The 23667-nt window shown below is 53.5% G+C and carries 22 protein-coding genes and 2 pseudogenes; 14 read left to right on the forward strand and 10 right to left on the reverse strand.

What is annotated here, in order from left to right:
• A partial coding sequence (locus ACTNBK_RS14035; RefSeq protein ID WP_441147039.1) for a hypothetical protein occupies positions 1–180 on the forward strand: 180 nt, incomplete at its 5' end.
• A 71-nt stretch (positions 181–251) separates the two neighbouring features.
• Positions 252–599, forward strand: a pseudogene (locus tag ACTNBK_RS14040) (AAA family ATPase); the annotation flags it as partial.
• 87 nt (positions 600–686) lie between these two features.
• Here ACTNBK_RS14040 and ACTNBK_RS14045 read toward each other — a convergent pair.
• Together ACTNBK_RS14045 and ACTNBK_RS14050 are read right to left on the reverse strand one after the other, a co-directional pair.
• Positions 687–1601, reverse strand: a complete 915-nt coding sequence (locus tag ACTNBK_RS14045) for a sigma-70 family RNA polymerase sigma factor (RefSeq protein ID WP_441147041.1) — start codon at positions 1599–1601, stop codon at positions 687–689.
• Positions 1598–2722 (reverse strand): DUF6076 domain-containing protein, encoded by a 1125-nt coding sequence (locus ACTNBK_RS14050; RefSeq protein ID WP_441147043.1) that lies wholly within the window; start codon positions 2720–2722, stop codon positions 1598–1600. The genes ACTNBK_RS14045 and ACTNBK_RS14050 overlap by 4 nt, the downstream gene beginning before the upstream one ends.
• A gap of 149 nt (positions 2723–2871) precedes the next feature.
• On the opposite strand from ACTNBK_RS14050, the gene ACTNBK_RS14055 reads away from it, so the two are divergent.
• Genes ACTNBK_RS14055 through ACTNBK_RS14080 form a run of 6 tightly spaced genes read left to right on the forward strand, consistent with a single transcriptional unit; the run spans position 2872 to position 7612 of the window.
• Entirely contained in the window at positions 2872–4059 is a 1188-nt protein-coding gene (locus ACTNBK_RS14055) for an AAA family ATPase (protein ID WP_441147045.1), read from the forward strand.
• Positions 4047–4364: a plasmid mobilization protein gene (locus ACTNBK_RS14060; protein WP_441147047.1), complete on the forward strand. Its 318-nt coding sequence runs from the start codon at positions 4047–4049 to the stop codon at positions 4362–4364. Before ACTNBK_RS14055 ends, ACTNBK_RS14060 begins: the two co-directional genes overlap by 13 nt.
• Entirely contained in the window at positions 4364–5674 is a 1311-nt protein-coding gene (locus tag ACTNBK_RS14065) for a relaxase/mobilization nuclease domain-containing protein (protein WP_441147049.1), read from the forward strand. The genes ACTNBK_RS14060 and ACTNBK_RS14065 overlap by 1 nt, the downstream gene beginning before the upstream one ends.
• Positions 5675–5691: 17 nt before the next feature.
• Positions 5692–5895 carry a hypothetical protein gene (locus tag ACTNBK_RS14070; RefSeq protein ID WP_087341560.1) on the forward strand — a complete coding sequence of 68 codons (204 nt, stop codon included), beginning with the start codon at positions 5692–5694 and terminating at the stop codon, positions 5893–5895.
• A gap of 32 nt (positions 5896–5927) precedes the next feature.
• Positions 5928–7379: a recombinase family protein gene (locus ACTNBK_RS14075; RefSeq protein WP_441147052.1), complete on the forward strand. Its 1452-nt coding sequence runs from the start codon at positions 5928–5930 to the stop codon at positions 7377–7379.
• Positions 7379–7612, forward strand: a complete 234-nt coding sequence (locus ACTNBK_RS14080; protein WP_441147078.1) for a DUF4368 domain-containing protein — start codon at positions 7379–7381, stop codon at positions 7610–7612. The genes ACTNBK_RS14075 and ACTNBK_RS14080 overlap by 1 nt, the downstream gene beginning before the upstream one ends.
• A 51-nt stretch (positions 7613–7663) precedes the next feature.
• Here the strand turns inward: ACTNBK_RS14080 and ACTNBK_RS14085 are convergent, their stop codons facing one another.
• Together ACTNBK_RS14085 and ACTNBK_RS14090 are read right to left on the reverse strand one after the other, a co-directional pair.
• Positions 7664–8041: a type II toxin-antitoxin system death-on-curing family toxin gene (locus tag ACTNBK_RS14085; protein WP_441147054.1), complete on the reverse strand. Its 378-nt coding sequence runs from the start codon at positions 8039–8041 to the stop codon at positions 7664–7666.
• Positions 8038–8280 carry a type II toxin-antitoxin system Phd/YefM family antitoxin gene (locus ACTNBK_RS14090; protein ID WP_441147056.1) on the reverse strand — a complete coding sequence of 81 codons (243 nt, stop codon included), beginning with the start codon at positions 8278–8280 and terminating at the stop codon, positions 8038–8040. Before ACTNBK_RS14090 ends, ACTNBK_RS14085 begins: the two co-directional genes overlap by 4 nt.
• Positions 8281–8451: 171 nt before the next feature.
• Here ACTNBK_RS14090 and ACTNBK_RS14095 point away from each other — a divergent pair, with 171 nt between their 5' ends.
• The 4 genes and pseudogenes from ACTNBK_RS14095 (at position 8452) to ACTNBK_RS14110 (ending at position 9775) form a co-directional block, all read left to right on the forward strand.
• Positions 8452–8679, forward strand: a complete 228-nt coding sequence (locus ACTNBK_RS14095; RefSeq protein WP_441147058.1) for a helicase C-terminal domain-containing protein — start codon at positions 8452–8454, stop codon at positions 8677–8679.
• A complete protein-coding gene (locus ACTNBK_RS14100) occupies positions 8679–8825 on the forward strand; it encodes an SHOCT domain-containing protein (RefSeq protein ID WP_302668339.1) in 147 nt (48 codons plus the stop codon). Before ACTNBK_RS14095 ends, ACTNBK_RS14100 begins: the two co-directional genes overlap by 1 nt.
• Before the next feature lie 69 nt (positions 8826–8894).
• A pseudogene (locus ACTNBK_RS14105) lies at positions 8895–9479 on the forward strand (recombinase family protein); the annotation flags it as partial.
• A 95-nt stretch (positions 9480–9574) separates the two neighbouring features.
• Positions 9575–9775, forward strand: a complete 201-nt coding sequence (locus ACTNBK_RS14110; protein WP_441147060.1) for a hypothetical protein — start codon at positions 9575–9577, stop codon at positions 9773–9775.
• A 209-nt stretch (positions 9776–9984) separates the two neighbouring features.
• Here the strand turns inward: ACTNBK_RS14110 and ACTNBK_RS14115 are convergent, their stop codons facing one another.
• The 6 genes from ACTNBK_RS14115 to ACTNBK_RS14140 form a co-directional block, all read right to left on the reverse strand.
• Positions 9985–10152, reverse strand: coding sequence for an S-layer homology domain-containing protein (locus ACTNBK_RS14115; RefSeq protein WP_441147062.1), 168 nt, complete (start codon positions 10150–10152; stop codon positions 9985–9987).
• Positions 10153–10216: 64 nt separating this feature from the next.
• Positions 10217–16939: a YDG domain-containing protein gene (locus ACTNBK_RS14120; RefSeq protein ID WP_441147064.1), complete on the reverse strand. Its 6723-nt coding sequence runs from the start codon at positions 16937–16939 to the stop codon at positions 10217–10219.
• Positions 16940–17132: 193 nt separating this feature from the next.
• Positions 17133–17927, reverse strand: a complete 795-nt coding sequence (locus ACTNBK_RS14125; protein WP_441147066.1) for a LytTR family transcriptional regulator DNA-binding domain-containing protein — start codon at positions 17925–17927, stop codon at positions 17133–17135.
• Between the two features lie 186 nt (positions 17928–18113).
• A complete protein-coding gene (locus ACTNBK_RS14130; RefSeq protein WP_441147068.1) occupies positions 18114–19340 on the reverse strand; it encodes an ATP-binding protein in 1227 nt (408 codons plus the stop codon).
• 184 nt (positions 19341–19524) lie between these two features.
• On the reverse strand, positions 19525–19980 hold the full coding sequence (locus ACTNBK_RS14135; protein ID WP_441147070.1) for an anthrax toxin lethal factor-related metalloendopeptidase: 456 nt from the start codon (positions 19978–19980) through the stop codon (positions 19525–19527).
• Positions 19981–20168: 188 nt separating this feature from the next.
• Positions 20169–21353, reverse strand: coding sequence for an IS3 family transposase (locus tag ACTNBK_RS14140; protein WP_441147072.1), 1185 nt, complete (start codon positions 21351–21353; stop codon positions 20169–20171).
• A 265-nt stretch (positions 21354–21618) separates the two neighbouring features.
• Between ACTNBK_RS14140 and ACTNBK_RS14145 the strand changes: the two genes are divergently transcribed.
• Both ACTNBK_RS14145 and ACTNBK_RS14150 read left to right on the forward strand, forming a co-directional pair.
• Positions 21619–22038 (forward strand): GNAT family N-acetyltransferase, encoded by a 420-nt coding sequence (locus ACTNBK_RS14145; protein ID WP_441147074.1) that lies wholly within the window; start codon positions 21619–21621, stop codon positions 22036–22038.
• 53 nt (positions 22039–22091) lie between these two features.
• Positions 22092–23165 carry a YecA family protein gene (locus ACTNBK_RS14150; protein ID WP_441147076.1) on the forward strand — a complete coding sequence of 358 codons (1074 nt, stop codon included), beginning with the start codon at positions 22092–22094 and terminating at the stop codon, positions 23163–23165.
• The last annotated feature ends 502 nt before the right edge of the window (positions 23166–23667 follow it).

A 23667-nucleotide genomic window follows, 5' to 3' on the forward strand; every position in this document is an offset into this window, starting at 1 on the left:
GGTGAGCATTTGGTACTTGGGAAAAACATTGCTCACGACATGAAATCTGGTGCTGAAGGTGCTCACTTTTTTGGGGCCCTTTTGCTCACATTTTCGTTTGACAAACACATTATCGACCAAAAATCAAAAAAATTCAGTATGCAGAGAGCCAGAATAGATAATGGATTTTTGACAGATTGAAAAATATCTGCTGCACTTTAATGATACCGAAAACCATAAACAATTCAACCACAGAAAGCGAGGTATCAGTCATGTACTACACCCAAGAACAGATAGACCGGGCGAATCAAGCTGACCTTGTTTTGTTCCTGCAATCGCAGGGGGACCCGCTGGAACGCGCCGGACAGGAATACCGATGGAAACGGCACGACAGCTTGATCGCCCAGGGCAACAAATGGTATCGCCACAGCGTAAGCCGCGGCGGCGGCCCCATTGCTTTTATCATGGAGTTTTTCGGTAAGAGCTTTACCGAAGCCGTGGAACTTCTCACAGGAGAAAAGGGAGCCGCACCGCCGCAGGACTCCCCGCAATTCCGATTGCCGCCCCGTAGCCCCGACAACCGAACAGCAAGTAACTACCTCACAGCCGCCCGCCGCCTGGCCGAGATTGCCGAGCGTACCGGATGCGCCGTTTTCCTAATCGGACACCTCAACAGAGCCGCCGGAGGGCAGAGCGCCTACCGGGGATTAGACTCCATCGGTTTTACACAAAAAGCCATGAACCAGCTTCTGTTCATCCATCCATGTAGCCTGAGGTGAACTGTACGCCTTTACTTCGCAGGCCTCCCGGCGAGCGTTTTGAATCGCCTTCTGAATAGAGGTCCACTGGCCGTATGTACCACCGTTTAGGCGCTTCCTCAATTTCCGGATGGCACCCTTGTAGGCTTTCTCCGCGCCGCTGGGGCCGTTGTAGTTAAGCCGGATGGCCAGCTCCTGAAAGGTAATGCCCTGCTCGTTGGGCTGGCCAATTCCCAGATAACAGCGCACCAAATTCAGTTCTCTGGGGCTCAGAACCTCCTCCATACGCTGGAGGAGCAGCGTCCGGCGCATGAAGTGGTCGTAGGCTCTGGCAGGATCGCCGCCATATCCAAGATCAAAGACACGCTCACCCAACGATTCAATTTGAAACACGGTACGGTATTCTTCCAGCAAACGCTTGGCCACTTTGGTGGAGACTGCCAACTTTTCTTGAATGGTGGCCAGAAGATCTATTCCAGTGTTCTGCTCGTGTGTGGCGCAGAGAAAAGCAACCTGACGCAGCTGGTAATAGCGGTCCAGTGGGAGGAACAGAGAAAAAGAACTTTGGGCGGCGCAGTCCCGCATGGCCGTCTCAATGGCGGGAGTGGCGTAGGTTAGCAGCCTGGTTCCCATAGATGGGTCAAACCGCCGTGCCGCGTCCAGCAATGCAAGCGCCCCCTCCTGCTTGAGATCGTCCACCAGGGAATGCTGGAAAAACTGTTCACAGTAGCTTCTGGCCAGTATGGTCAGGTATCCCTCATTCTGGGAAAGCAGGAGCGTGGCGGCCTCTGGATCGCCGTCTTGCATCCGTGTGGCAAGCTCCTCGTTACTCAGACAGAGATCTTCACAGCGGTACATGCTCATGGCCCGTCCTCCCGGGCAAGGCGTGCTCTCGCCTGAGCATAAAGTGCTTCCTGCTCCATGTCGTGTGCATAGCCGTTGGCGGCATAGTCGTTATCCATGAGCGCCTTATCCCGCAGGCACTCCGCTACATACAGTGCTTCATTGCGCAGCTCGTCGGAGATTTTTCCTCTCTGGTGGTGCTTGCGGATGGTGTTGGTGCGGGTGGTGAACAGGCGGTAGACAGGGTGCTGTTTGTTTTGCTCCTTCTGCCGCATCATGGCGCCGTACTGCCGGCAGGTCATGCGGGGATCCTGAGGCGCAATCCCATCGCAGTATTTTGGCATGTGGCCGTTGGTGGTGAGAAAGTATGTGCCGCAGCCGCAGCACCGGCTGGGCGCATGGCCGTGCTGCAGTCCGTTCATCAGGTCAAAGATGTAGAAGCTGATGGCACGGTCAAAGAAATACCGATTCACAAATACGGTTTCCTTTTCCTGTTTCGGGTGTCTGGCAAAGACATAGGAGGATCTAAGCTCAGGTGTGATAGTGAATGGTTCAACATCCGGTACCGGAAAATCCCGCATCATACTCCAGAACCATTCACTGTTGAAGCAGTCGTGGGCGGCCATGGCGAAGTAGGTCTCCGTCCGCTTCTTCAGCCGCCGCAGATAGCCCTCCTCAAAATATCGTGCCGCCACAGCAAAGTGCTGGATGCCCAAAGGGATGCTGAAGCCAGCGACCAGATAGCGGAAGAAAAATTCCCGAGCAGGCGAAGCCGGCTTCAGCAGATCGTTGTGGGAAGCCGGGGAAAACATCACCTCCAGTGTGTGCTGCTCCTGCCCTTTGTCCATCAGGCTGTACGGTGGACATTGCCACAGGGCATCCAGCAGCTTCTCCAGAGAGGCACGAGTCCCGTCCAGCAGTTTGATAAATCCACCCCGCCCGGCCAAGGCCAGGGCCTCCACCTGATGGCTGATGGTCCCGCCGTAGGTGACCAATTCCTGCATGGTCTCCTCGGGGACATTCAACAGCTCGGCGGCAAAGTGGCCAGCTGGGTAGACGGTCTCATGGAAAAAGATCTGATTCTGCCAGACATCCACGGTCAGGTGCAGGAGATTGTTGTTTTGCCTGATCCCCAGTGGCATAGGTCCACCCCCTCTGTCCTATATCTGTTTTTCGCCTGTCTTACGATATTCTCATTTTATCAAAATCCCCCCAATAATCAAGTGAAAGGACAAGAGCCACGATGGCCGCGTGGTCTCTGTCCTTATCTTTTTACAAGGGGATGATCCTAATGAGTAAAACAAAACGACTGCAAACCATCGACGGCAAGAGCCTGATGAGCCTGCCGCTGATGCCGATCAACTTCGTGGTGGACACGCTGATCTCTCAGGGCCTGCACATCCTGGCTGGCTCTCCGAAGGTGGGCAAGTCCTGGCTTGCTCTGTGGCTGGCGGTGACAGTTGCCAAGGGAGAGCCGGTCTGGAACATGACCACCAAGCAGGGCACCACGCTCTATCTCTGTCTGGAGGATTCTATCCTCCGCATTCAGAACCGGCTGTTTGAGATTACGGAGGACGCACCGGACAGCGTCCACTTCTGCACAGAGTGCGCCCTCATCGGTCAGGGACTGGAGGAACAGGTAGAAATATTCCTCACCGCTCATCCGGACACCGTGCTGGTCATCATCGATACCCTGCAGATGGTCCGTCCGATCCACGACGCTACCTATGCCAATGACTACCGGGATCTGTCTGTACTCAAGCGGCTGGCAGACAAGCACGGCATCGCTATCCTGCTCAACCATCATCTGCGCAAAGAAAAGGCGGAAGATGTGTTCCACCGGATCTCCGGGACCACTGCCATCAGCGGTGCAGTGGATTCCAGCTTCACGCTGGTGGAAGAAAAGCGTGGCAACGGCAGGGCCAGACTGACCTGCGTGGGCCGGGACATCGAATACCGGGAACTGGAGATTCGACGCGGCGAGGAAAATGTGTGGGAACTGGTTTCGGACAGCAGAGAAGAGCCCGTACTGTGCGAGGATCGGATTGTCATTCTCCTCTCTGCATTTATGAGCACCAGAACCATATTTATCGGCACTCCCACGGAGCTCTCCGAAAAGATCGACCCTGATAAGACAGAAGGGGTAACGCCCAAAAAGATTTCAAGGCTGATCCTGCAAAGCGTTGAGGCCCTAAGGAAGAACGGAATTGCTGCAGTGGTCCGCCGAAGCAACGGCAAGCGTGTGATTGAACTGAATCGTGCCGATAGTGTCGATTTGGAAGGTGCCGGAGAAATCGTCCCTATCGACCCTGCTGCCGTTGACCAACCGTCCGGAGAGGGCGCGGCGGGGGCCGGGGATACGGATTCCTCCCTTCGGGGAGGGCAAGCATCGCGCCCGGCTATACGCCATGCACAGTTTCGGGGCGCTGCCCCGTGCCCGGCCCCTGAGGGGGAAAAGGAGGAGCAATGCAGAGAGTAAAAAAGACGGAGATCATCACCCTTCGAGTGACGTCCGGAATCAAAAAAGCCATTCAGGAACGGGCCAAAGTCGCTGGCCTGACGGTCACCGATTACCTGTGCTACAGTGGACTGGGAAAAAAGATTGTGCGAGTAGAAGGGCTGGAGCAGGTACTGTCCGAACTGAAAGCCCAGGGGCGAAACCTGAATCAGATCACCACCCTGGCCAACATGGGACGGGTAACAGTTGTGAAAGGTGACGCGCTGGCAGAGAATTACGGAAAGATCTATGAACAGCTTCGGGAACTCCTACGGGAGGTGACCTGATGGCGACCTTCACCGCAATCAAAAATCGTGGCGGCGGCAGAGGCGCTCTGGGCGGTGTGCTGAGATACGTTCAGCAGGGGGAGAAAACCACATGGGAAGGTCGGCAGCTTGTCTCCGGATGGAACTGCACCGCTCAAAGTGTCTGCTCCGAGATGCAGCTCACCAAGGAGCGGTTCCATAAGACAGACGGCCGACAATACTACCACTTCGTGCAGTCCTTTGACAAGCAGGATGATTTGTCCCCACAGGAGGTTCATGCCATGGGGCTGGAGCTGGTCCAGCGGGAGTTCCCTAACTTCGAGGTGCTGGTAGCCACCCATGTGGACACAGAGCATCTCCACAATCACCTGGTGGTGAACAGTGTGAGTTTTCGGGATGGTAAGAAGCTCCACCAGAGTGCCGCCGACCTGCAGGCCCATCGGATGGCCAACGATAAAATATGCGTTGCCCATGGCTTGGAGATCCTTCCGCCGCCGCAGAAGCAGGTCAAACAAAAGCGGATGAGCACCAGAGAGTACCGCTCTGCAGTGAAGGGCGAGAGCTGGAAGTTTCGTCTCATGAACACCATTGACCAGTGCATGCGGTATGCCTCCACCAAGGAAGAGTTTATTGCTCTGATGAAAAGTGAGGGCTATGAAGTACGCTGGACGGACAGCCGGAAGAACATCACCTACACCATACCCAAGGGAATGAAGTGCCGGGACGACCGGCTCCACGAGGAAAAGTACACCAAGGAGGTCATGGAATATGAGTTCAGAATCCGGGCAGCGATTGTCCATGGAGGAATTGAAGCGGAGGAACGCTCCGCAGTCTATGATGCCGCAGAACTGTCCCGGCAAAGAGGAGTGGCAGGAACTGATCCAACGGCTGGGCGAGCTGGAGCGGCACACGGTGGCCCAAACAGCCCTTCTGCGGGAGGTTTCCAGCGGGAGGGAGCCGTGTCCCACCCAGGCACAGATGGAGGAACTGGCGCGGGATGTGGCAGAGATACAGGTGCTGCTGCGACAGGCTGGGAAAAAGAAAGAGTTTTCTGTTTCTCCGCCCAGCCTGGGAACCGCGATGTCGGTCATGATATGGCTGTCCCTGATTTTGCTGGGAACGATGGTGGGTATGGTGGTCTTGCAGGTGATCTGGTCCGGCTTGGCCGCTCTCTGGAGCGTGATCAGGATTCTGATTCCATAAGGGATGCCACCACCATGCACCAGCACACTGACACCAAAACGCTCCGGCAGGAACGACAAAAGAAAATCGCCCTCGGTCACAAGGAGGACGATCATAAAGACGAACAAAACTGGCAGCAGACCATGTGAAATATGGAGGAAATACAATGTTTTTATTTAAAGGCGATACGCTGAAGCATGAGACGGAGATCCGCGGGGTCAAGTACATCACCGTCAGCCACTACAATGGCGACCGGGATATCTTTGAAAAAATCGGAGGGCTGATTGCAGAGTCCTTTTCTTCATCAGAAGTAGACAAATTTACGAAGGAATCTTCATTGGGTTCTGATATGGATACGGAGGAGGATTAACGGTATTGTGTGTTGCTAAGGAGGCGAACGCTATGAAAGAAAAAGAAACGGCGGCGATCTACTGCTGTCTTAGTCAGGACGATGGAAGCGTGGGTGAGTCCGGGAGTATTCAGACGCAGAAAACCCTGCTGACTCAGTACTGCAAGGAGCATCAAATTGAAATCGGTGGCTACTACTGCGACGACGGATGGAGCGGCACCAACTTCGACCGTCCGGAGTTCAAACGGATGCTGGAGGACATCGAGAGTGAAAAGATCAACCTGGTCATCGTCAAAGACCTCTCACGGTTCGGACGGGAATACGCGCAGATGGGTCTGTATATCGAACACTACTTTGAGGAAAAGGGGGTCCGCTTCATCTCGGTGGCAGAAAACATCGATTCCAAAAACGGGATCGACAATCTGGTGCTGCCCTTCACCAATGTGATCAACTCCTTCTACGCCCGCCAGGCCTCCACCAAGACAAAAGCGGCGCACCGTGCCAGAGTGAAAAGCGGCATGTTCATCGGGAGCCGGGCACCCTTCGGCTATCAGAAAGATCCCAACGACCGCCATCACCTGATCGTGGATCCGCCTGCCGCCGATGTGGTGCGGGACATCTTCCAGATGTTCGCCGATGGGATCGGCTATGTGCGGATGACCAAAATACTGCGGGAACGGGGCGTCTTGAATCCTCAGGCCTATTTCAACCAGAACAATCCGGACTACTACAAGAACAGCGACTACTGGCGCAAGCCCTTTGACTGGCATGCCACCTCTGTTCGGGCCATCCTCAATAATCCGGTCTACATGGGCAAGGTGGTCTTTGGCCGGAGTAAGACCAAGGGCTTCTTTGACAAGCGTCGGGTGGAGGCCTCCGAGGAGGAGTGGGTGGTAGCGGAGAATACCCACGAGCCCCTGATTACCCAGGAACTCTGGGACACGGTGCATCAGATGATGAAAGCCCGGCGGCGGGAGAACGGAAAGGGGGAGGTGCAGCCCTTCGCGGGGCTGGTGAAATGCGCCGACTGCGGCTCCTCTCTAAATGTGAGCTACGATAAAAAGCACGAAAGATATACGGGGTTCTCCTGCTGGGTCTATAAGAATTACGGCAAGGAGCGCTGCACCTCCCACGCCATCGGCTGGAAAACACTCAACCAACTGGTGTTGGAGGACATCCGGCGCAATGCCATCATAGCCCACACCAACACGGGAGAATATATGGACATGCTTATCGCCGCAAAGACGGAAAAGAAGAAGGCGGAGACAGACCGGTGCAGGCGGGAACTAAAAAAGGCGGATAAGCGGATTGCAGAACTGTCTAAGATCCTAACCAAGCTCTATGAGGATGCGGCCCTGGAGAAAATCAGCGAGGAGAGATACCAGTCCATGGCGCCGAGCTATGAGCGAGAGCAAGCGGTGTTGAAGGAAAACGGGAGGAACTGGCTGCGGAGATTGCCCACAGTGAGGAGATCTACGAAAATATTGAGGCCTTTCTGCCAGTAATCTGGAAGTATACCAATATCACCGAACTCACACCCCTCATTCTCAACGAGCTGATTGAGAAGATCGTGGTGCATGAGAAGGTGGTAGCGGAGGATGGGAGCAAGAGCCAGCAGGTGGACATATACTACAAGTTCATCGGCTGTGTCAACTGGAAACGGGAGCCCGCCAGTTACGGAACGATAGAAGCAGCCGTGCTGCAGGAACATCAGACGCTCAGTGAGCAGACCGCTTAAAGACAACCCGGGGAGAGCCGCACATATGCGGCTCTCCCTGGAATTTTTTGTTTACAGCTGGTGTGCGAGAAGCCACGCCAGCAGGTCCTCGTAGCCTTTTTCTCCAGCGGCCACCTGGAGTATGATATCGGCTAACTCTTGCTGCGTATAGGACAGTTCCACGCCGTTGACTGCCAGAAAAACCAGCATGGTGTGAGCGCCGATCCGCTTGTTGCCGTCTACGAACGGATGATTTTTCACCAGACCGTAACAGAGCCGGGCGGCCTTCTGCTGGAGGGAGGGATAGGCGCTGGTGTCGCCGAACGCCTGAAATGGTGCGTTGAGGGCGGAGTCCAGAAGCCCCTCGTCCCGCAGCCCCGGACTGCCGCCGGTCTCATCCGCCAGGTGCTGATGGAGCAGCAGGACCTGGCGTTTGCTCAAGAACTTCATTTGGCCAGCTTCTCATAGGCCGCTCGGTTTTGCTGAATGAGTCTTGCCGAGACCTGCATGACATCTTCGTCCTCGGCGGCCTGCATCTGCTCCGCCTGGCTGAATTCTACGATCAGGTAACGGGGCACATTATTTTTCAGAATGACGGCAGAACCTTGCTCATCCACCAGACGGGCCACTTTAGAGAAATTCTGGTTGGCCTCTGTAATGGATACCAAGGCGTTGGAATTGATCATCATACAATCACACTCCTTCTGCCTTTATTATACGCTGAAATAGGATGAATTCAACCTATAATTTTGAGAGTAGGAAAAGTACACTTCCATCATGTATCCTTACCGACAACCAGCGGTTGTGGGTTCGATTCCCACCACTATCCTGATCTCCGCACGTTCATCCGGGCCGTGGCTGTGCCGGAGATGCAGATCAGACTCAAGCAAGGGTTCGGACGAGCCATCCGCTTGGAGACTGACACCTGTGCCATCGCCATTTTGGATGAACGAGCCGCCAAGGGCAGCCGTTACTTCCAGGATGTTCAATCCGCGCTGCCCGAAATACCTATCACTAGCAGCATCTATGCGGTAGAACGGTTTATCCGGCGAGTCAAGGATGAGAGCTACTTTGAGGAGGCTGCGTGATGGAGATCCGAAACGAACTGCGTTACCTGTTATCGGTGGGCCTGTGGGAACGGATGGCAGCTGACGGCCTGCTGACCAAAGAAGAACTGGCCAGGGCCAAACGGCTGTCCGTGGAGCGATACCGGCCCGGAACTGTTTGGGAATAGTGCTGGCTATTCCCGCAGGGGTGTGGTATGGTTTCGTTGCCAAAAAAGATGGAAGGAGACGAATGAGAAATGGCTGAAGTACAAGTAATCCCACCCAAGGCAGTGAGACCAGACACCCTGCGGGTAGCAGCCTATTGCCGGGTCAGCTCCGACTCTGCGGACCAGCTCCATTCCTACGCTGCCCAGATCCGGGCCTATACGCAGGCGATCAACGCCCACGATGGCTGGGATCTGGTGGACATCTACGCAGACGAGGGTCTGACCGGCACCCGGATGGATAAGCGTGAGGACTTCAACCGCCTGATGGCAGACTGCCGGAAGGGCAAGATCGATAAGATCGTGGTCAAGTCCATCTCCCGATTTGCCCGGAACACCCGCGACTGTCTCGCCACCCTGCGGGAACTTTCCGCGCTGGGTGTGACCGTCAAATTTGAAAAAGAGAATATCGACACCGGAACGCTCACCTCAGAACTGATGGTGAGCGTTTCCGCTTCTCTGGCCCAGGAGGAATCCATCTCCATCTCCAAAAACCAACGTATGAGCTATCAGTGCCGCATGGAGCGTGGGGAGTTTATTACCTGCTCCGCACCATTTGGATACCAAATCGTTGATGGTAAGAATCTCGCAATCGTAGAGGACCAGGCAGAGATCGTACCGAACCGTTTTATGCGAAGGCAACCACAGGCTGGACGCTGGATGGCAAAGACACCGCAGAGGAAGTGCAGATTACCTCCTTTAAGCTCCGCTCCATGAGCGTGGATCTGACTAGCGTAATGCCAGGCGCTGACTTCTCTATTTTCAATGGCAACCAGATGCAGGTGGTCATGAAGGACGGAGAGAAGATCCCTATCCTCGTTAGAACATACTTTGCCCCCATTGACTTGGATCAGTTGGTTTACATCCTGTTTCCAGATGGCACAAAGCTGCCGGTGCCTGATGCGGCGCCGTAACACAGAAAGTATCATTGTAAAAGGGCAAAAGGATCTGATGCATAGCACACGCTTGCATCAGATCCTTTTTGCGGATACGTTCGGAACGGAGTGACGCAAAACAGCCCAGACCTCGGTGGTCTGGGCTGTCATTGCCTCGCGGAGCGCACATACGGGGTTCACCCCGTATCAAAGTGCGCCCTTGTTATCAAGGGGTCTTTTGTGGGTTCTTATTCGTCGCCCAGGAAGCGATAGAGGAACGTCAGGATCTGCCCACGCGTGCAAGTTGCATCAGGGCTGAACGTGGTATCGCCGGTGCCCGTGGTGATGCCCTGCTCAACGGCCAACAGCACAGCGTCGTGATAATAGGCGTCAGCGGGAACGTCTACAAAGGGCATTTCCGTGCTCTTGGGCTCGGGGCCGTCCTGCTTTCCATATAGCCGATTTACTGACTCAGGCACTTTAAAAGTTCATAAGCATCTGTGCGACCTGCGCGCGGGTGGCGTTGTCTTTGACCCCCAGCAGACCGTTGCCGTAGCCGTTGATGATGCCGTTCTCGTTGGCCCAGCGCATGGCCTCCAGAGCGTAGCCGCTGATTTCATCAGCGTCGGTGTAGCCGTCCAGGCTGTGGCTGCTTGTCGGGCTTCCGGCGTAGCGCCACAACATGGTTGCCAACTGCTCCCGGGTGATGGGGGCATCGGGATTGGAGCCGTCGGACACGCCGGTGGCCTTTGCCCATTCCATGCCCTTTTCATACCATACGCTGCCGCCGGAGGTGTCCTCGCCGTCGAATCGGGCAAGGACAGTCATCAGCATGGCGCGGGTCATATAGGAATTGGGGCTGAATGTGGTTTCACTTGTGCCGGCAAACATACCGCGGGCCGCAACGAAGTCCACGGCGTCCTCTGCCCAGTGGTTGACGGAATGAATATCCTCGAACACCTTGGCGTTGTCCACGATCTTCACGGTGGCGCTGCCGTCCAGGGTCAGCACCACGCCGGTTTCGGTGAGGATAGAGGTGGATACGATTTCCTCGGTGCCGTCGGCATGGACAATGACAGCCACGGTGCCGGGGGTGACCTTCTCCACGGGAATCTCCACTATGACGGAACCGGCGCTCTTGGGCACGGTGACCTCCACGGCGGGAGCGTCCCCGGTGGTCTTAGCGGCGGGAACCTCCACGGGCAGGGTCACGGCGTCTCCGGTCTTGGCGGCTTCCTTGGCGGCGGCGGAGGACACGCTGGACTTGACCTCGGTGACGGTGCCGTTCTTGTCAGTGACCACGGTGCCGGTGGTGCCATCAGCGGACTTGTTGGTCTCGGTGACGGTTCCGTCCTTCTTGGTCTCCACAACGGTGGTGGAGCCGTCGGTGTTCCTGGTGGTCTCGGTGACGGTGCCGGTGGTCTTATCGGTCACGGTCGTGGTGGTGGAGCCGTCCTGGTTCCTCTCCGTGGTGGTCGTGGTGTTGGAGCCACCGCCGGAGCTGGGAGTATAGATGGTCAGGGTGCCTGTGGCGGCCACGACCCGATAGTTTGTCTCACCGTCGAAGACATTGGTGTTGGTCCAGGTGATGGTGTAGGTACCCGCCGCCGTTCCGGTGCTGACGGCGGTAGTGCCGTCGGCCTCGAAGCAGGTAAAGGTCGGGTCAGCGCTGGGGGTCAGCGTGTCCTCGCCCAGCAGACCGGTGTAGGTCAGCTCAAAGGCGGGGATGGCGCTGCCTCTGGTGATGGTGACATTCTTCGGAGCCGCGGTGACTTCCTTGCGGGCGATGGAGAATGTGGTGTTTTTTTCGACGGGCAGCTGATAATTGCCGTTATCCAAATCTGTCGCCTCGGCGGTGTAGCTGTCGCCCGCGTTGGTCTGTTCGCCGCTGACGGTGATGGTGCAGGCGTCCTCTCCGACCAGCCCGGTGGCGGTGGCGGTGGGTTTCTGCGGCATACCGTTGTAGGTGAGGGTGGTGTTGCTCCAGTCAATGCCGATGGCCTTGGGGAGGATGTCGCCCGTGGCTTCGGTGGGGATGGTCACATCGTAATTGGAAGCATCGGTGCCGGTGATGGACTTGCCTGCTGCGTTCACGGTAACAGGCTTATCATCTCCCACGTTGGCATCGTCGACGAAGGTACCGGTAAGACCCGTGATGGTGATGCTGTCACCGTTGATCAGGCCCTCTGAGGTTGTCACCACGGCGCTGACCGTGGCATCGGTGTCACCGTTGTAGGGCCTGGTGGTCACGGTGACGGTGGCGGTGACGCGCTTGGGGGCGATGGTCCATTGGATGGAGCCGTCACTGCCCTCGTTCCACTTGTGGTTGCCGTCAAGCGTGACCGTGGCGGTGTAGGCGCCCGCGTTGGTGCCGGTGTTGCCGGTAACAGTCATGTAAGAGCTTTCAAAGCCGTCCAGCGTGACCGTCTTCTGGGTGCGGTCATAAGTGTAGGTGCCGGTAACGGTGGGCTCATCCACGCCCAGCGGTTCGATGTTCACGGTGACCATGGGCCGGCGCAGGGCATAGTTTTCCGACTTGTCACCGGTCAGGTCAATAGTGGCATAGGTAACGAGCTTGCCATTGCCTGCATCGGCGTTCGCGATGGTGCCGGTGGTGGGCATGGCGGCCGTGACCCGTCCTTCGTCACCGGCCACAATGCCGGACAGTTCACCGCCGGTCAGGGTAACATTCGTCGTGCCGTCATAGACCCGATCGGTGGCCGTCAGGCCGGTGACGGTCAGAACCTTGGGTACAATGGTAAAATCGTCGTAAACCACATCTTGCTGATAGTTGGCGGTGGCGGCGATGGTGGCCTTCACGGAGTATTTGCCAGCCTCGGTGGGGACGGTTGGCGAATAGGTTTCATCGGAAGCACTCCAGACCTTATACAGGTAGGTGACTTCGCCGTTCTCTGTGTTGCCGGTCACCACAGGGCCTTTGGGTGTATCGCCGTAGGTCCAGCCGTCCAGGGTGACGGAGGCGCCCAGCGCGGCCTTGCTGATGGTGCCTGTGGCTTCAGTGGGGATGGTCACATCGTAGTTCCCGGAGCCGGTACCGGTGATGGACTTGTTAGTCGCATTGACGGTGACGGGGGTGTTCGTTCCCACATTGGCATCTTCAAAAGTGCCGGTGAGGCCCTCGATGGTGATGGTATCGCCGGAAACCACGCCAGCGTTTACCGCTGCGGTAACTGTGGCAACGGTGTCGCCATTGTAGGTCTTGTCGGCCACGGTGACGGCGGCGGTGACAGACTTCTTGGTGATGCTGGCGGTGGCGGTGGCCTGCTGGCCGGAATCTGCCAGACGGTACTTGCCTGCATCGTCTCCCGTGAGGGTCAGGCCGATGATGGTGACGGTCTTGTTTGCGCCCACATCCTTATCTTCGAAGGTGCCGGTAGCGTTGACAGTAACCGTGTCGCCGCTGACCACGCCGCTTAGGGTCACACGGCTGAAATCAAGTGTTGCCGTGGTGGTGCCGTCATAAATCTTATCCTTGGCAGTGATGCCGCTGACGCTGACGGTGACGGGAATGGTGTCCTGATGACCGCACCAGGTGCAGACATAGTTCTCATAATTGTGCTGTTTGATACCGTTTGAATTGTTGGTGTAGCCCTGACAGGGGGAAGTGGAGGTAGTCGCGTACACCGTGCCGCCGGTGAATTGGGGGGCGGCGTCCGGGATGCCGCTGTCGATATTCTGATACCAGACCAGTGGAGCTTCTGCGGTTCCCACAGAGCGGCTGCCGTTGAGCAGGTAGGCCACCTCGCCGCTGGCGAATTCCCTGGTGGTTTTGCCAAGGACGCTGTCAACGGTACCGCTGTTATCTCCAACTGCATTCCCGGAATAGGCTTCGCTGTTGTGGTAGCAATTACTCACCGTGCCGCTGTTGACACCGCAGACGCCGCCGACAGAGGAGGTGCCGGTGACCGTGCCAATGCTGTAACACCCACTGATCGTACCCTTGTTCTCGCCGCACACGCCGCCGACATAGTAGGAGGTACTGCTGCCGGTGACCGCGCCGGTGTTGGTGCAGCCGATCACCGTTTTGCTGTTGACACCGCACACGCCGCCGACATAGGAGGAGGTGCCGTTGACCGCACCATAGTTGATGCAGCCGCTCACTTCACCGTAGAGGGCATAACCGCAAATGCCGCCGACGTAGCCGCTGCCGTTGACCGCACCATAGTTGATGCAGCCGCTCACCGTACCGTAGAAGGCATAGCCGCAGATACCGCCGAACTTGTTGTTGCCGGTAACTTTGCCTCTGTTGGTGCAGCCGCTCACCGTACCTTGGCTTTGACCGCAGATGCCGCCGATACCCTCGATGCCGGTGACCGCGCCGCTGTAGGAGCAGCCGCTCACCTCACCGGAGGTATCACCGCATACGCCGCCCACGTAATTATTGCCCTTAAAATAGGAATCCGCAATCGTCAGGTTTTTTATGGTTCCTTCACCTATTATATATCCAAAGAAACCAACATAACTCGTTCCTGGCGCATTCACATACAGTCCGGAAATGGTATGGTGATTGCCGTCAAAGGTACCATCATAGTTTGAGCTGGATATTCCGATCGGCGTCCACTCCGTAAAAGAGGTATGGGCATCAGAAAGGGTACCGTCAGCATTCAGGACATTGGAGTTCACAGTGATATCGTTCATGAGGATCGCGTTCTTGGTTTTGTCTGTAATCCCAGAAATTGTCCCGTTGATATACTGTGCATACCAGTACAGCTCATCCACATTGGTGATCTGCCACTTATCGTTCGCATAGGTTGGCGTGATCGTGCAGATACTGCAATATCCATTGTGATTGTGGTATTCGGGATTGCCGCCCCGCTTATAGTACACCGCCTTGCCGTCAAAAACAGGAAGCGAATCCGTACCGATGGTCTGTCCCCAGACGCCACCGGGATAGCCTTCCGTTCCCTGATTCAGCCGGTACGCCACCTCGCCGCTGGCAAAGGGAGAGTCAGTCGTAAGAGTCGTTCCGCCAATCGGCGAGGCAGTGCTGTCCGCAAGGGCGTAGCAGTTGGTGATGGTACCGCCGCTGCCCACCGTCGTGCCGCTGCCGCCGGCGGCAAAGCAGTTGGCAATGACGCCGCTGTTGCTGCCGCACAGGGTCACGCTGCCGGTGCCGGTGGCATAGCAGTTGATGATTTTGCCGCCGCTGCTGTTGGTCGTACACAGTTTGGCGCCACCCGCCGCATAGCTCATTTGGATGGTGCCGGAGTTGACGCCGACCAGCACCGTGCTGGCCGCGCCGGAAGCATAGCAGTCCGTGACGGTGCCGCCAGCGTTATTGTTGGCACACAGGGTCGCTCCGCTGCCTTCGTCATGGCAGTCCGTGATGGTGCCGGTATTGGTTTGGACCAGCGTGCCGCCGGGCGCGCTGCTGTTCTTGACGGTGCCGCTGTTGTTTGCAATCAGCGTACCGCCGGCAGCGCTGCTATCGCTGACGGTGCCGCTGTTGGCGCCGCTGACCAGCATACCGCCGCCGGAAACATGGCAGTCAACGATTTTGCCGCCGTTATCGGCGCACAGGCCGCCGCTGGTCACCGTGATCCTGGCGATCTCGGCTCCGGAGCCAGTGGTGCCGAACAGGCTGCTGCCCGCCGGTATGCCGCTGATGGTCCTTTGGCCTGTCGGGTATGCAAATCTGCCGGTAAAGGCATTGGCCCCATTGCCAATGGGAACCCAGTCATTATCTACCGTAATGTCATAACGCACATTAGCATTGGCGGCGGGATGGCCGTCGTTGACGTACTCAGCAAACCAGTACAGCTCTTCCTTATTATCAATCAGATACTCATTGTTGTAGAAATCGGGCACCGAGCAATAGGGGCAGCGTTCGCTGCCGGAGTGATTATGATAGTAGACATTGCCGTCCTTGTTACCACGATAGACAATATCGCCATTGGTGGTGCACTGGGGGAAGGGATGTGTACCGATGGTCTGTCTCCAACTGGGTGTGGCCTGGTTCTTCGTCAGCCCGTAGGTCACTTCGCCGCTTGTGAACGCGGCCATGGTTCTGTATTTCAGGTCACTGTCTAGTTCGCCGTCGAGATTCTTATCGGACAGGGCGTAGCAGAAGTCTACGTTGTTACCACTCCCTAAAAACGCCCCATACGAGCTGTCGATCCTGCCCGCGCTGTAGCAGTTATTGATATTCGCGTTGCTGTACCCGCAGAAGGTACCCACATTACTCGTCCCGCTTACAGTTGCGGTGGTATAGCAGGATTCTATCCTTACGTCGGAAAGGGCTCTTCCGCAAAGGCCGCCAACATTCTGATCGCCTGCAAAGTAGGAATCCACCACGCCCACCCGGTAAATGCTGGCGGGGGATTCCACAATACCGAACAAGCCTACATTGTCTGTAGCCGAATCGTTGAGATACAGTCCGGAAATGGTGTGCCCCTGTCCGTCAAATTTGCCCCTAAAATTATGGTCAACCGTTCCAATGGGCGTCCACGCTTCAAAGCTGCCGCTGTTCAGCCCGCCGCTGGCATTGAGCACGTTCTGATTGACGGTGATATCCGCCGTCAGAACGGCACTAATGTCTTGCTGGGTAGTATTGATTTGGTTTGCAAACCAGTACAGGTGGGCTGCGGTGGAAAGCTCGTAGGCATAGACCGTGATACCGCCGATGGTATGATCAGCCTGGGGTGGCTTCGTCATGGAAACCGCCAGCATCGCCACAGGCTCCCCTTCCGGGCCGCCCAGCGCCACGGTCAGCGTCAGGGTGCTGCCGCCGTCGGACAGGGCATAGCCCTCGGGTAAGGTTGTCTCAAAGATGTATTCGCCCTCGTATGCGCCATCCTCAGGGTAGTACGGGCAGAGCCAGTCCCCCAGGGTCAGCTCCTCTCCACCGGCAAGGATGGACACGGGCATCAGCCCCACGATGTCCTCGAAGTATGCCACATTGTCCTCGCTGGCAAAGGGCAGCAGGACGTTTCCGCTGTCCGGGTCGATGATCTCCCAGTCGTCCACCCATTCCCAGTCCGTGAGTACCGTGGCGGTATCCTCCCCGGAGCACAGGTCGCAGACAAAGCCGCAGGGCGTTTCACCTTCCACATAGCCGCATTCCGCCGTGTGTTCTGTATGATGCTCACACAGCCCATCACTTTCCGCCGCCAGCGCCGCAGTGGGCAGCAGGCTCAGGCACAGCGCCAGCGCCGTGAGGATGCTGAACAATCGTTTTTTCATAGAGGTTCCTCCTGCTTTTGCAAAAAAATCATATGTAATCATCACAAAAGTATATGCAGTTCCTTTTAAGTTTTCAACCGCCCCTGCGCGAAACGACATTAAAACGGTCCAAAACGACAAAAGCCGCCGCACACCCCGCTGCCGAAGCAAGCAGCCGCGCGCGGCGGTTCGGATATGGGGTTGTCACCTTTCGCTATCTCTCCCGCGTCTTGCCAAAGTAGCGCATCAGCGCTTTGTCGGCGTCGGGGCTGATTTTGGCGTATTCGATCTCCGTAAGATCGAACAGGATGCACCCGCAGTGGCCCTTGAAGGTGGGGAAACAGGTCACCTTCAGATAGGCGTCGATCTCCGGGCTGTAGTCCATGACCTCCAGCGTTTCGCCGTACAGGGTGGCGCGCTCATACAAACGCAACCATTTGGTATTCATGTTGGAAAACAGGCTGCCGAAGGAGCTGCCGATCAGCTTCTCAAGCGGCAGCTTTTCCAGCCTGGCCAGGGCGGGGTTGCCGTAGCGGAAGATCCAGTCCACCGCCCGGCGCTCCTCGTCGAATACCATCTCAATGTCCGTGAAGGCAAAGGGCATGGCGTCAAAGCTGCGGTAATAGGCTCGGTATTCCTCCTCCGTGGCGGGAATACCGTCCCGGGTGAAGCCGCTGATCAGGCGCTGCTGCGCTTCCTGAAGCTGGGCGATAATCTGCTTTTTCTTCCGGCGGGTGTAGATCAGGGATTCGCCGTTGTTTAGATTGATGTGGTCAGTGATGTCGTGGATGGCCATGGAGGACACCAGACAGCCCCGGTGGACCTTGAGAAAGCCGTCGCCCAGAGCTTCCTCCAGCTCGCTGATCTTCATCCGCGTCTCATATACCTTGCCGCCGGAAACGTGGATCTCGGCGGTCCTTTCGATCATCAGGACATAGAGAATGGTGTTGGCGTTCAGCACCAGCTTTTTCCCGTTGGATACTATCGTGATGTATACTGCTTCCTGCAATGCAAACACCTCTTTTTCCTGCTGCTATTCGCAATTATCGCACGTTTTCTTTGAAATATCAACCGTTCGCGCGCGGACAGGAAAAAGAAATGAGAGTATGCAAAAACACGCCATATCCAGCCGTTGAAGCTGCATATGGCGTATTTTTTCGTGACCGTGAACACTGCCGCTCCGCTTGAGGCTCGGTCAGAGTACGGATACGGGACAATACCAGGACTCCCGATTGTAGGGGATGAGTTCGTCGCTCATGCAGAGGATGAGCCCCGGCTGAACATCCAGCTTGAACTGCTGGAGGACACCGAAGTTTTTATCCGGCTTGGACGGCTCCTTGCTTTTCTTGATCTCGATGGGATACATCTTATCCCCCTCAACGATCAGCAGGTCGATCTCCTTCTTGTCTATGTCGCGGTAGTAGAACAGGTCAGCGGGCTTACCTGCGTTGTAGTAGCTCTTGACGATCTCCGTGACCACATAAGTCTCAAAGAACGCTCCGTCCATCGCACCGTTCTCCAGTGTTTCCGCAGTGGGCCAGCGGCAGAGATAGGCGGCAAGGCCGGTATCCATGAAATACACCTTGGGCGTCTTGACCAGCCGCTTGGTGATGTTGGAGTAGTAAGGCCGCAGGATGAAGATGATCCCTGAGCGCTCCAGGATGGACACCCAGGATTTTGCGGTGGGAGCGGACACGCCGATGGTACTGGCGATCTCGTCGTACTTCAGCTCCTGTCCGGTGCGCGCCGCCATATAGACGAGGAAATCATAGAACTCATTCAGCTTTCCCACCTGAGACAGATCCTTGATATCCCGCTCAATGTAGGTGTTGATGTAGTCCATATAGAAGCGGTCACGGTCGAGGTCGGTGGCGCGCAGCTTTGGCATACCGCCCCGGAAGATGTCCTCATAGACCTCGTGGATATTTTTGCGCTTGCAGTGCTTCAAACGCTCTCGGATGGTTTTCAGGTCGGGGTGGAACAGGTCGGCAGGGCGCTCCTCGATCTCCGCCGTGGACAGGCTCGCCATATCGAAGATGGCGATGCGGCCAGCCAGAGACTCGGCAACATCCTGCATCATTTTGAACTTCTGTGAGCCGGTCAGCCAGAACATTCCGTTGTTGTCCTCACCATCCAGCGCCTTCTGATCAATGATCTTCTTCATCTCCAGCAAGATGGACGGGACCCGCTGGAACTCGTCAATGAGAAGCGGGTAGCCGTAGGTCTCAAAGAACAGCGCAGGATCGGTGGATGCCAGACGGCGGGCGTTTCCATCGTCCAGCGTGACGTAGCGGCGCTCCGGCTCACGGATGTGGTTGAGCATGGTGGATTTGCCCACCTGTCGCTGACCGCAGACCATGACCACCGGGTAGTACTGAGAAGCGTTGCGGATCTGCTCTTCCAAATGTCGCTTAATGTACAATCCAAACACCTCGTCTTAAGAAATCTAAAGTGTGACTTTATTTTACTCGAAGTTGTAATGAAAAGCAAGTGTCAAAAGCAATTTCCTATTTCATGATATCCAACTTATTGAAAAAAGATACCGCAAAACCGATATAAGGACAACAGCCAGCTGCGGATAGAGGCTTTCGTAAACCATGGCTGCTTTATTTCGGCATCGTCCAGTTGTTATCCGCCAGCGCACAGAAATACGCATAGGTCTTTGGCGTTCGCTCTCTCATCAAGGCAGCTTTTTCCTCATTGTCGCGGTTTTGCAGCCAATATGCAAAATAGTCCGCAAAGTATTCCCGGCAGTTGGTCAGGGAGTAGTCCCGCAGGAATATGGCAGCAGCCTGGGCCTCATCTGCGTAAAAGCTCCTGGTCTTGGAAGGGAATCCCACCGCGCCATCGAGGAAATGGCCGAATTCGTGCAATGTGGCTTTGGCATCAGAAACATATATCTTCTTGCCGCTGTAATCCGCCGCGCCGATACAGCTCATTTCAAACCGCTTGCTCAGATCGGCCAGATAGTCAAAATCCACGATGTAGACCCAGCCCATACGCTGAAACTCATAGAGGATCGGCTCCGGGACACGGCGCAGCTCCAGCAGATAGCTGTTCATATTCACACCCTCGCGGTTTTGAATGACCCTACCTAATCTGAACAAATGACTGACATTTGCTTGGATCAGGTAGGGTCATTTCATGCCTGAAACCCTTGACATGAGAAGGGTTTCAGGCTTTTTTGTATTTGCGTTTGCTGTCAGCGGGAAAAAGTAAAACGGTTCATTTCAATACGCAAAACGTGTAATCAAGGAGATTCGAACCCTTGAGCATTCAGGTTTTTTCCATTACTCTGTTTTTCCATGAACGCCTCCTCCATTTGACATGGCGTTACATTTTTCAATGTACGATGTGGTCGCTGAGTATTGTAGAATTCAATATACGAAGCGATACCTCGCTTGAACTCCGATTCAGATTTATAATCCTTTCGGTAAAAATCCTCCTTTTTCAATGTTGCAAAAAAAGATTCCGCTACGGCATTGTCATGAGGTCTCCCAGGATTGGAAAGGGACTGCTGCACGGAACGTTCATGAAGTAGTTGTTGAAATTGATAAGCAGTATATTGAGAACCTCGGTCACTGTGAAAAATAAGACCCGTTTCAGGGTTGCGATGGTTCCATGCCATCTTAAATGTAGTTGTAATCAGTTGTGTGCTGTTCTTTTTTGATATCTTATACGCAATGACCTTTCGAGAAAAAAGGTCCAAGATCGCACAGATATAGAAATAACGATCCTTGAGCTTAAAGCAAGTAACATCGCTGACCCAAATTTGGTTTGGCCTGTCCGCTTTGAACTGCTGCTGGAGGATATTCTTTTTCTTTTCTAATTCCTGTATTTTTCTGTAATCATGCTTGGATGAAGTACGAACGCTCGCCAGACCCATGTCCCGCAACAGGCTGGCCACATACGCTGTGCTGACTTTATGGCCACGCTGAACCAAAATGGCCCGGATTTTTTCTGCGCCCAGTACCTGACGATATTCATCAAAAACCTCTTGAACCAGAACTCGATATTCCTCGCGCCGCTTTTCAAACCAAGCATTGCTGCGTTTATTGCGGAGGATATGGTTATAGAATGTTCCACGAGAGACCTCCAATGCTTCACAAAGCGTATGGACATCATACTGGCCATAGAGTTGCTCCAATTCAAGCAGCCTCTCTTTTAATGGAGCATGAACTGTACAATTTACGGTTTTTAGAACCGAGATGATGTTTTCCAGCTTGGTGATACGCCGTACATGATTATGGTACTCTTTCGCGTTGTATTGCTGTGGGTCATTTGATATTTCTGCAGCTTGATTGCCGCCATAGATATTTGCCCAGCGATAAATCGTCCGCACACAAATGCCATACTCTGTACTTAATTGCTTAACTGATACGCCGTTTTTGTGCTGTGCAACAATGTCAGTCTTTAATTCTTCTGGATAGACCATGAGAATTCTCCTTTCATGTGATATACTATCAGCGTAACACATGAACATTCCAATGTATAAGCAACTATGCCTTTCTGAAAAACTATTAGTGCGGACTACACCAAGGAAGCAATCCAGGAACGGGTAGAGAGAGCAAGCATATTACAGCAAAGCCTGGAAAACAGATTAGGAACCCGCCGGAACGAGAAACGGAAGCGGAGCGGGGATAGTGTTGCTACGGTAGAAATGCTATATCGATTATGGTAAAATTAAAGAGGGGATTTGTATGTCTATAAGCATTAGACTTTTGGCACAAACGGATTATCTTAAAATTATTGAGTTAGCTCCAGATGATGATATTATGTCATCTATACTTTTCAGCATAGCAAAAGATGGGAAAGATTGTTCAGACAAAATAAGTTATACATATGGAGCTTTCATTGATGATGAGCTGATAGGCTTTGTATATGGTTTTGTCTTACCCAATAAGACTTTGTTGCCTCAATATCTATATATAGATAAAAAATATAGAGGCAAAAAAATAGGCAGACAACTTCTTGAAACACTTGAAAAAGAATCTAAATGCACTTGTTCAATCGCATATTTTGAAAAAGGATTATCGGAGTATTATTCTAACCAAGGGTATATGATAGGGGATACTCTTGTGGGATTAAAAGATCTGTCTTCTAACGATAAGCCCAATTAAGAAACTTGGAACTTCAAGATTAATTTTTGTATAGACAGAAATGGAATGGTTATATGGGAAAGAAAATAGGACGAAACGATCCTTGCCCATGTGGAAGTGGGAAAAAATACAAAAAGTGTTGCTTAGGAAAAGATGATGATCCGGTATATTCCGATCCAATCAATCTCCTTCAAACATATAAAGCCGCTCGTAAATCTTCACGCATTAAACAATGCCTATATCCTGACCATAGTGAATGTTCAGAAAAAATCATTGGTGCTCACTCTATCCAAAATAACAAGATACTTAAAAAAATTTCCGATAATGGTGAAATATATATGCCCTGTCCAAAAGCAGATAATCCTTTTTTAATTCCAACAAAATATGGGAGAAAAGAAGCGTCTGTATTTACTGGATTTTGTGGTTATCATGACAAAGTTGTGTTTCAAGCAATCGAAGATAATGATTTTGCAGGGACAGAGGAACAAATTTTTTTGTATGTATATAGAGCCTTTGCTATTGAATATCATAAAAAGCAGGAAGCTTTGGAAATGGAGAAGTTTCTTTTCTCTAAACGCCCATCTTTGATTAATGCAAATGGATTTGAATCACCGTTTACAGGAATGCACTTATCAATAAGTGATCTTAATATTGAAAAAGATATTTTTGACAAAGCTCTTATTGAAAAACGATATGATGTGCTCACAAGCGTGATTTGGAAATTTCCGCATTTCTCTAATTTTGCAGCTTCAGGATTAGAAGCACCATCAAAAGATATTGACGGCAATCAGATTCAAGATTTGTTGAATAAACAACAAAATGTAGGACATATTTTTTATAGCGTTTTTCCTGAGAATAACGCAACTTATGCAATTATCGCATGGGCGAAAATATACGATAATTTATTTGAACCAATAAAAAAGAGATTGCAAGAATTTACCGAGCAAGAAAGAAAAAATTACATAAACAACACTTTACCGATTACCTGTGAAAATATAGCAATAAAACCCTCCGCATGGGAAAAAATGAGCGAGCCAGAAAAAGAAGAATTTGAGGCCTTATTCTGGGGCTTATCTGAATTAGCTGAATTGAGTGGAGAATATATTGATAGAACCTCCGCGCCAATGTACGATATGTTCTCATTTTAATAGAAAGTTGGGCTCGGCAGTCAATTATGGACACCGCACTCCTTTTCTATGGATTCAGTCTGGTAGCATTACGCAGTAGAACGCTATTTTAGGGAGACATGTATAAAGCCTTCCCTTATGAAAAAACTTCTGTTAGAACCAAACTCTATAAATGTTTTTACGTCTTCATTTCGTACAGAGAGCGCATTTCTTTCATAAGTGACGCCGCTCCGCGCCGATTGACCTCGAAATGTGCATGTGGGCGAGTCCTTTTCAAATCACAACTGCTTACACTGGGTTATTTTTGTTTTGGATATAGACCTGTGGGTTCCTACATCTTTTTTGGCAACAGAAGTCACGTGGCCGTAAAGTTCGCTTTACGGCCACGTTTTTTTATGCCTGAAAGACCTCCGGTCAGGTAGAATAAGTTTCGCAAAAACAAAAAAGACATGGTTTGCAGATCTCTGGTAGAATGAAGTCGCGACACACCATTCGAAAGGAGACAGCAAACCATGTCCGAGAA

The sequence above is a fragment of the Intestinimonas sp. HCP28S3_D6 genome, assembly GCF_052065695.1.
Classification (GTDB): Bacteria; Bacillota; Clostridia; order Oscillospirales; family Oscillospiraceae; genus Intestinimonas.

Excerpts from the sequence above, each read along its gene's own strand:
- ACTNBK_RS14045 (WP_441147041.1), bottom strand. The coding sequence starts at position 1,601 with ATGAGCATGTACCGCTGTGAAGATCTCTGTCTGAGTAACGAGGAGCTT.
- ACTNBK_RS14050 (WP_441147043.1), bottom strand. The coding sequence starts at position 2,722 with ATGCCACTGGGGATCAGGCAAAACAACAATCTCCTGCACCTGACCGTG.
- ACTNBK_RS14055 (WP_441147045.1), top strand. The coding sequence starts at position 2,872 with ATGAGTAAAACAAAACGACTGCAAACCATCGACGGCAAGAGCCTGATG.
- ACTNBK_RS14060 (WP_441147047.1), top strand. The coding sequence starts at position 4,047 with ATGCAGAGAGTAAAAAAGACGGAGATCATCACCCTTCGAGTGACGTCC.
- ACTNBK_RS14065 (WP_441147049.1), top strand. The coding sequence starts at position 4,364 with ATGGCGACCTTCACCGCAATCAAAAATCGTGGCGGCGGCAGAGGCGCT.
- ACTNBK_RS14070 (WP_087341560.1), top strand. The coding sequence starts at position 5,692 with ATGTTTTTATTTAAAGGCGATACGCTGAAGCATGAGACGGAGATCCGC.
- ACTNBK_RS14075 (WP_441147052.1), top strand. The coding sequence starts at position 5,928 with ATGAAAGAAAAAGAAACGGCGGCGATCTACTGCTGTCTTAGTCAGGAC.
- ACTNBK_RS14085 (WP_441147054.1), bottom strand. The coding sequence starts at position 8,041 with ATGAAGTTCTTGAGCAAACGCCAGGTCCTGCTGCTCCATCAGCACCTG.
- ACTNBK_RS14090 (WP_441147056.1), bottom strand. The coding sequence starts at position 8,280 with ATGATGATCAATTCCAACGCCTTGGTATCCATTACAGAGGCCAACCAG.
- ACTNBK_RS14100 (WP_302668339.1), top strand. The coding sequence starts at position 8,679 with ATGGAGATCCGAAACGAACTGCGTTACCTGTTATCGGTGGGCCTGTGG.
- ACTNBK_RS14110 (WP_441147060.1), top strand. The coding sequence starts at position 9,575 with ATGAGCGTGGATCTGACTAGCGTAATGCCAGGCGCTGACTTCTCTATT.
- ACTNBK_RS14115 (WP_441147062.1), bottom strand. The coding sequence starts at position 10,152 with ATGCCCTTTGTAGACGTTCCCGCTGACGCCTATTATCACGACGCTGTG.
- ACTNBK_RS14120 (WP_441147064.1), bottom strand. The coding sequence starts at position 16,939 with ATGAAAAAACGATTGTTCAGCATCCTCACGGCGCTGGCGCTGTGCCTG.
- ACTNBK_RS14135 (WP_441147070.1), bottom strand. The coding sequence starts at position 19,980 with ATGAACAGCTATCTGCTGGAGCTGCGCCGTGTCCCGGAGCCGATCCTC.
- ACTNBK_RS14140 (WP_441147072.1), bottom strand. The coding sequence starts at position 21,353 with ATGGTCTATCCAGAAGAATTAAAGACTGACATTGTTGCACAGCACAAA.
- ACTNBK_RS14145 (WP_441147074.1), top strand. The coding sequence starts at position 21,619 with ATGTCTATAAGCATTAGACTTTTGGCACAAACGGATTATCTTAAAATT.
- ACTNBK_RS14150 (WP_441147076.1), top strand. The coding sequence starts at position 22,092 with ATGGGAAAGAAAATAGGACGAAACGATCCTTGCCCATGTGGAAGTGGG.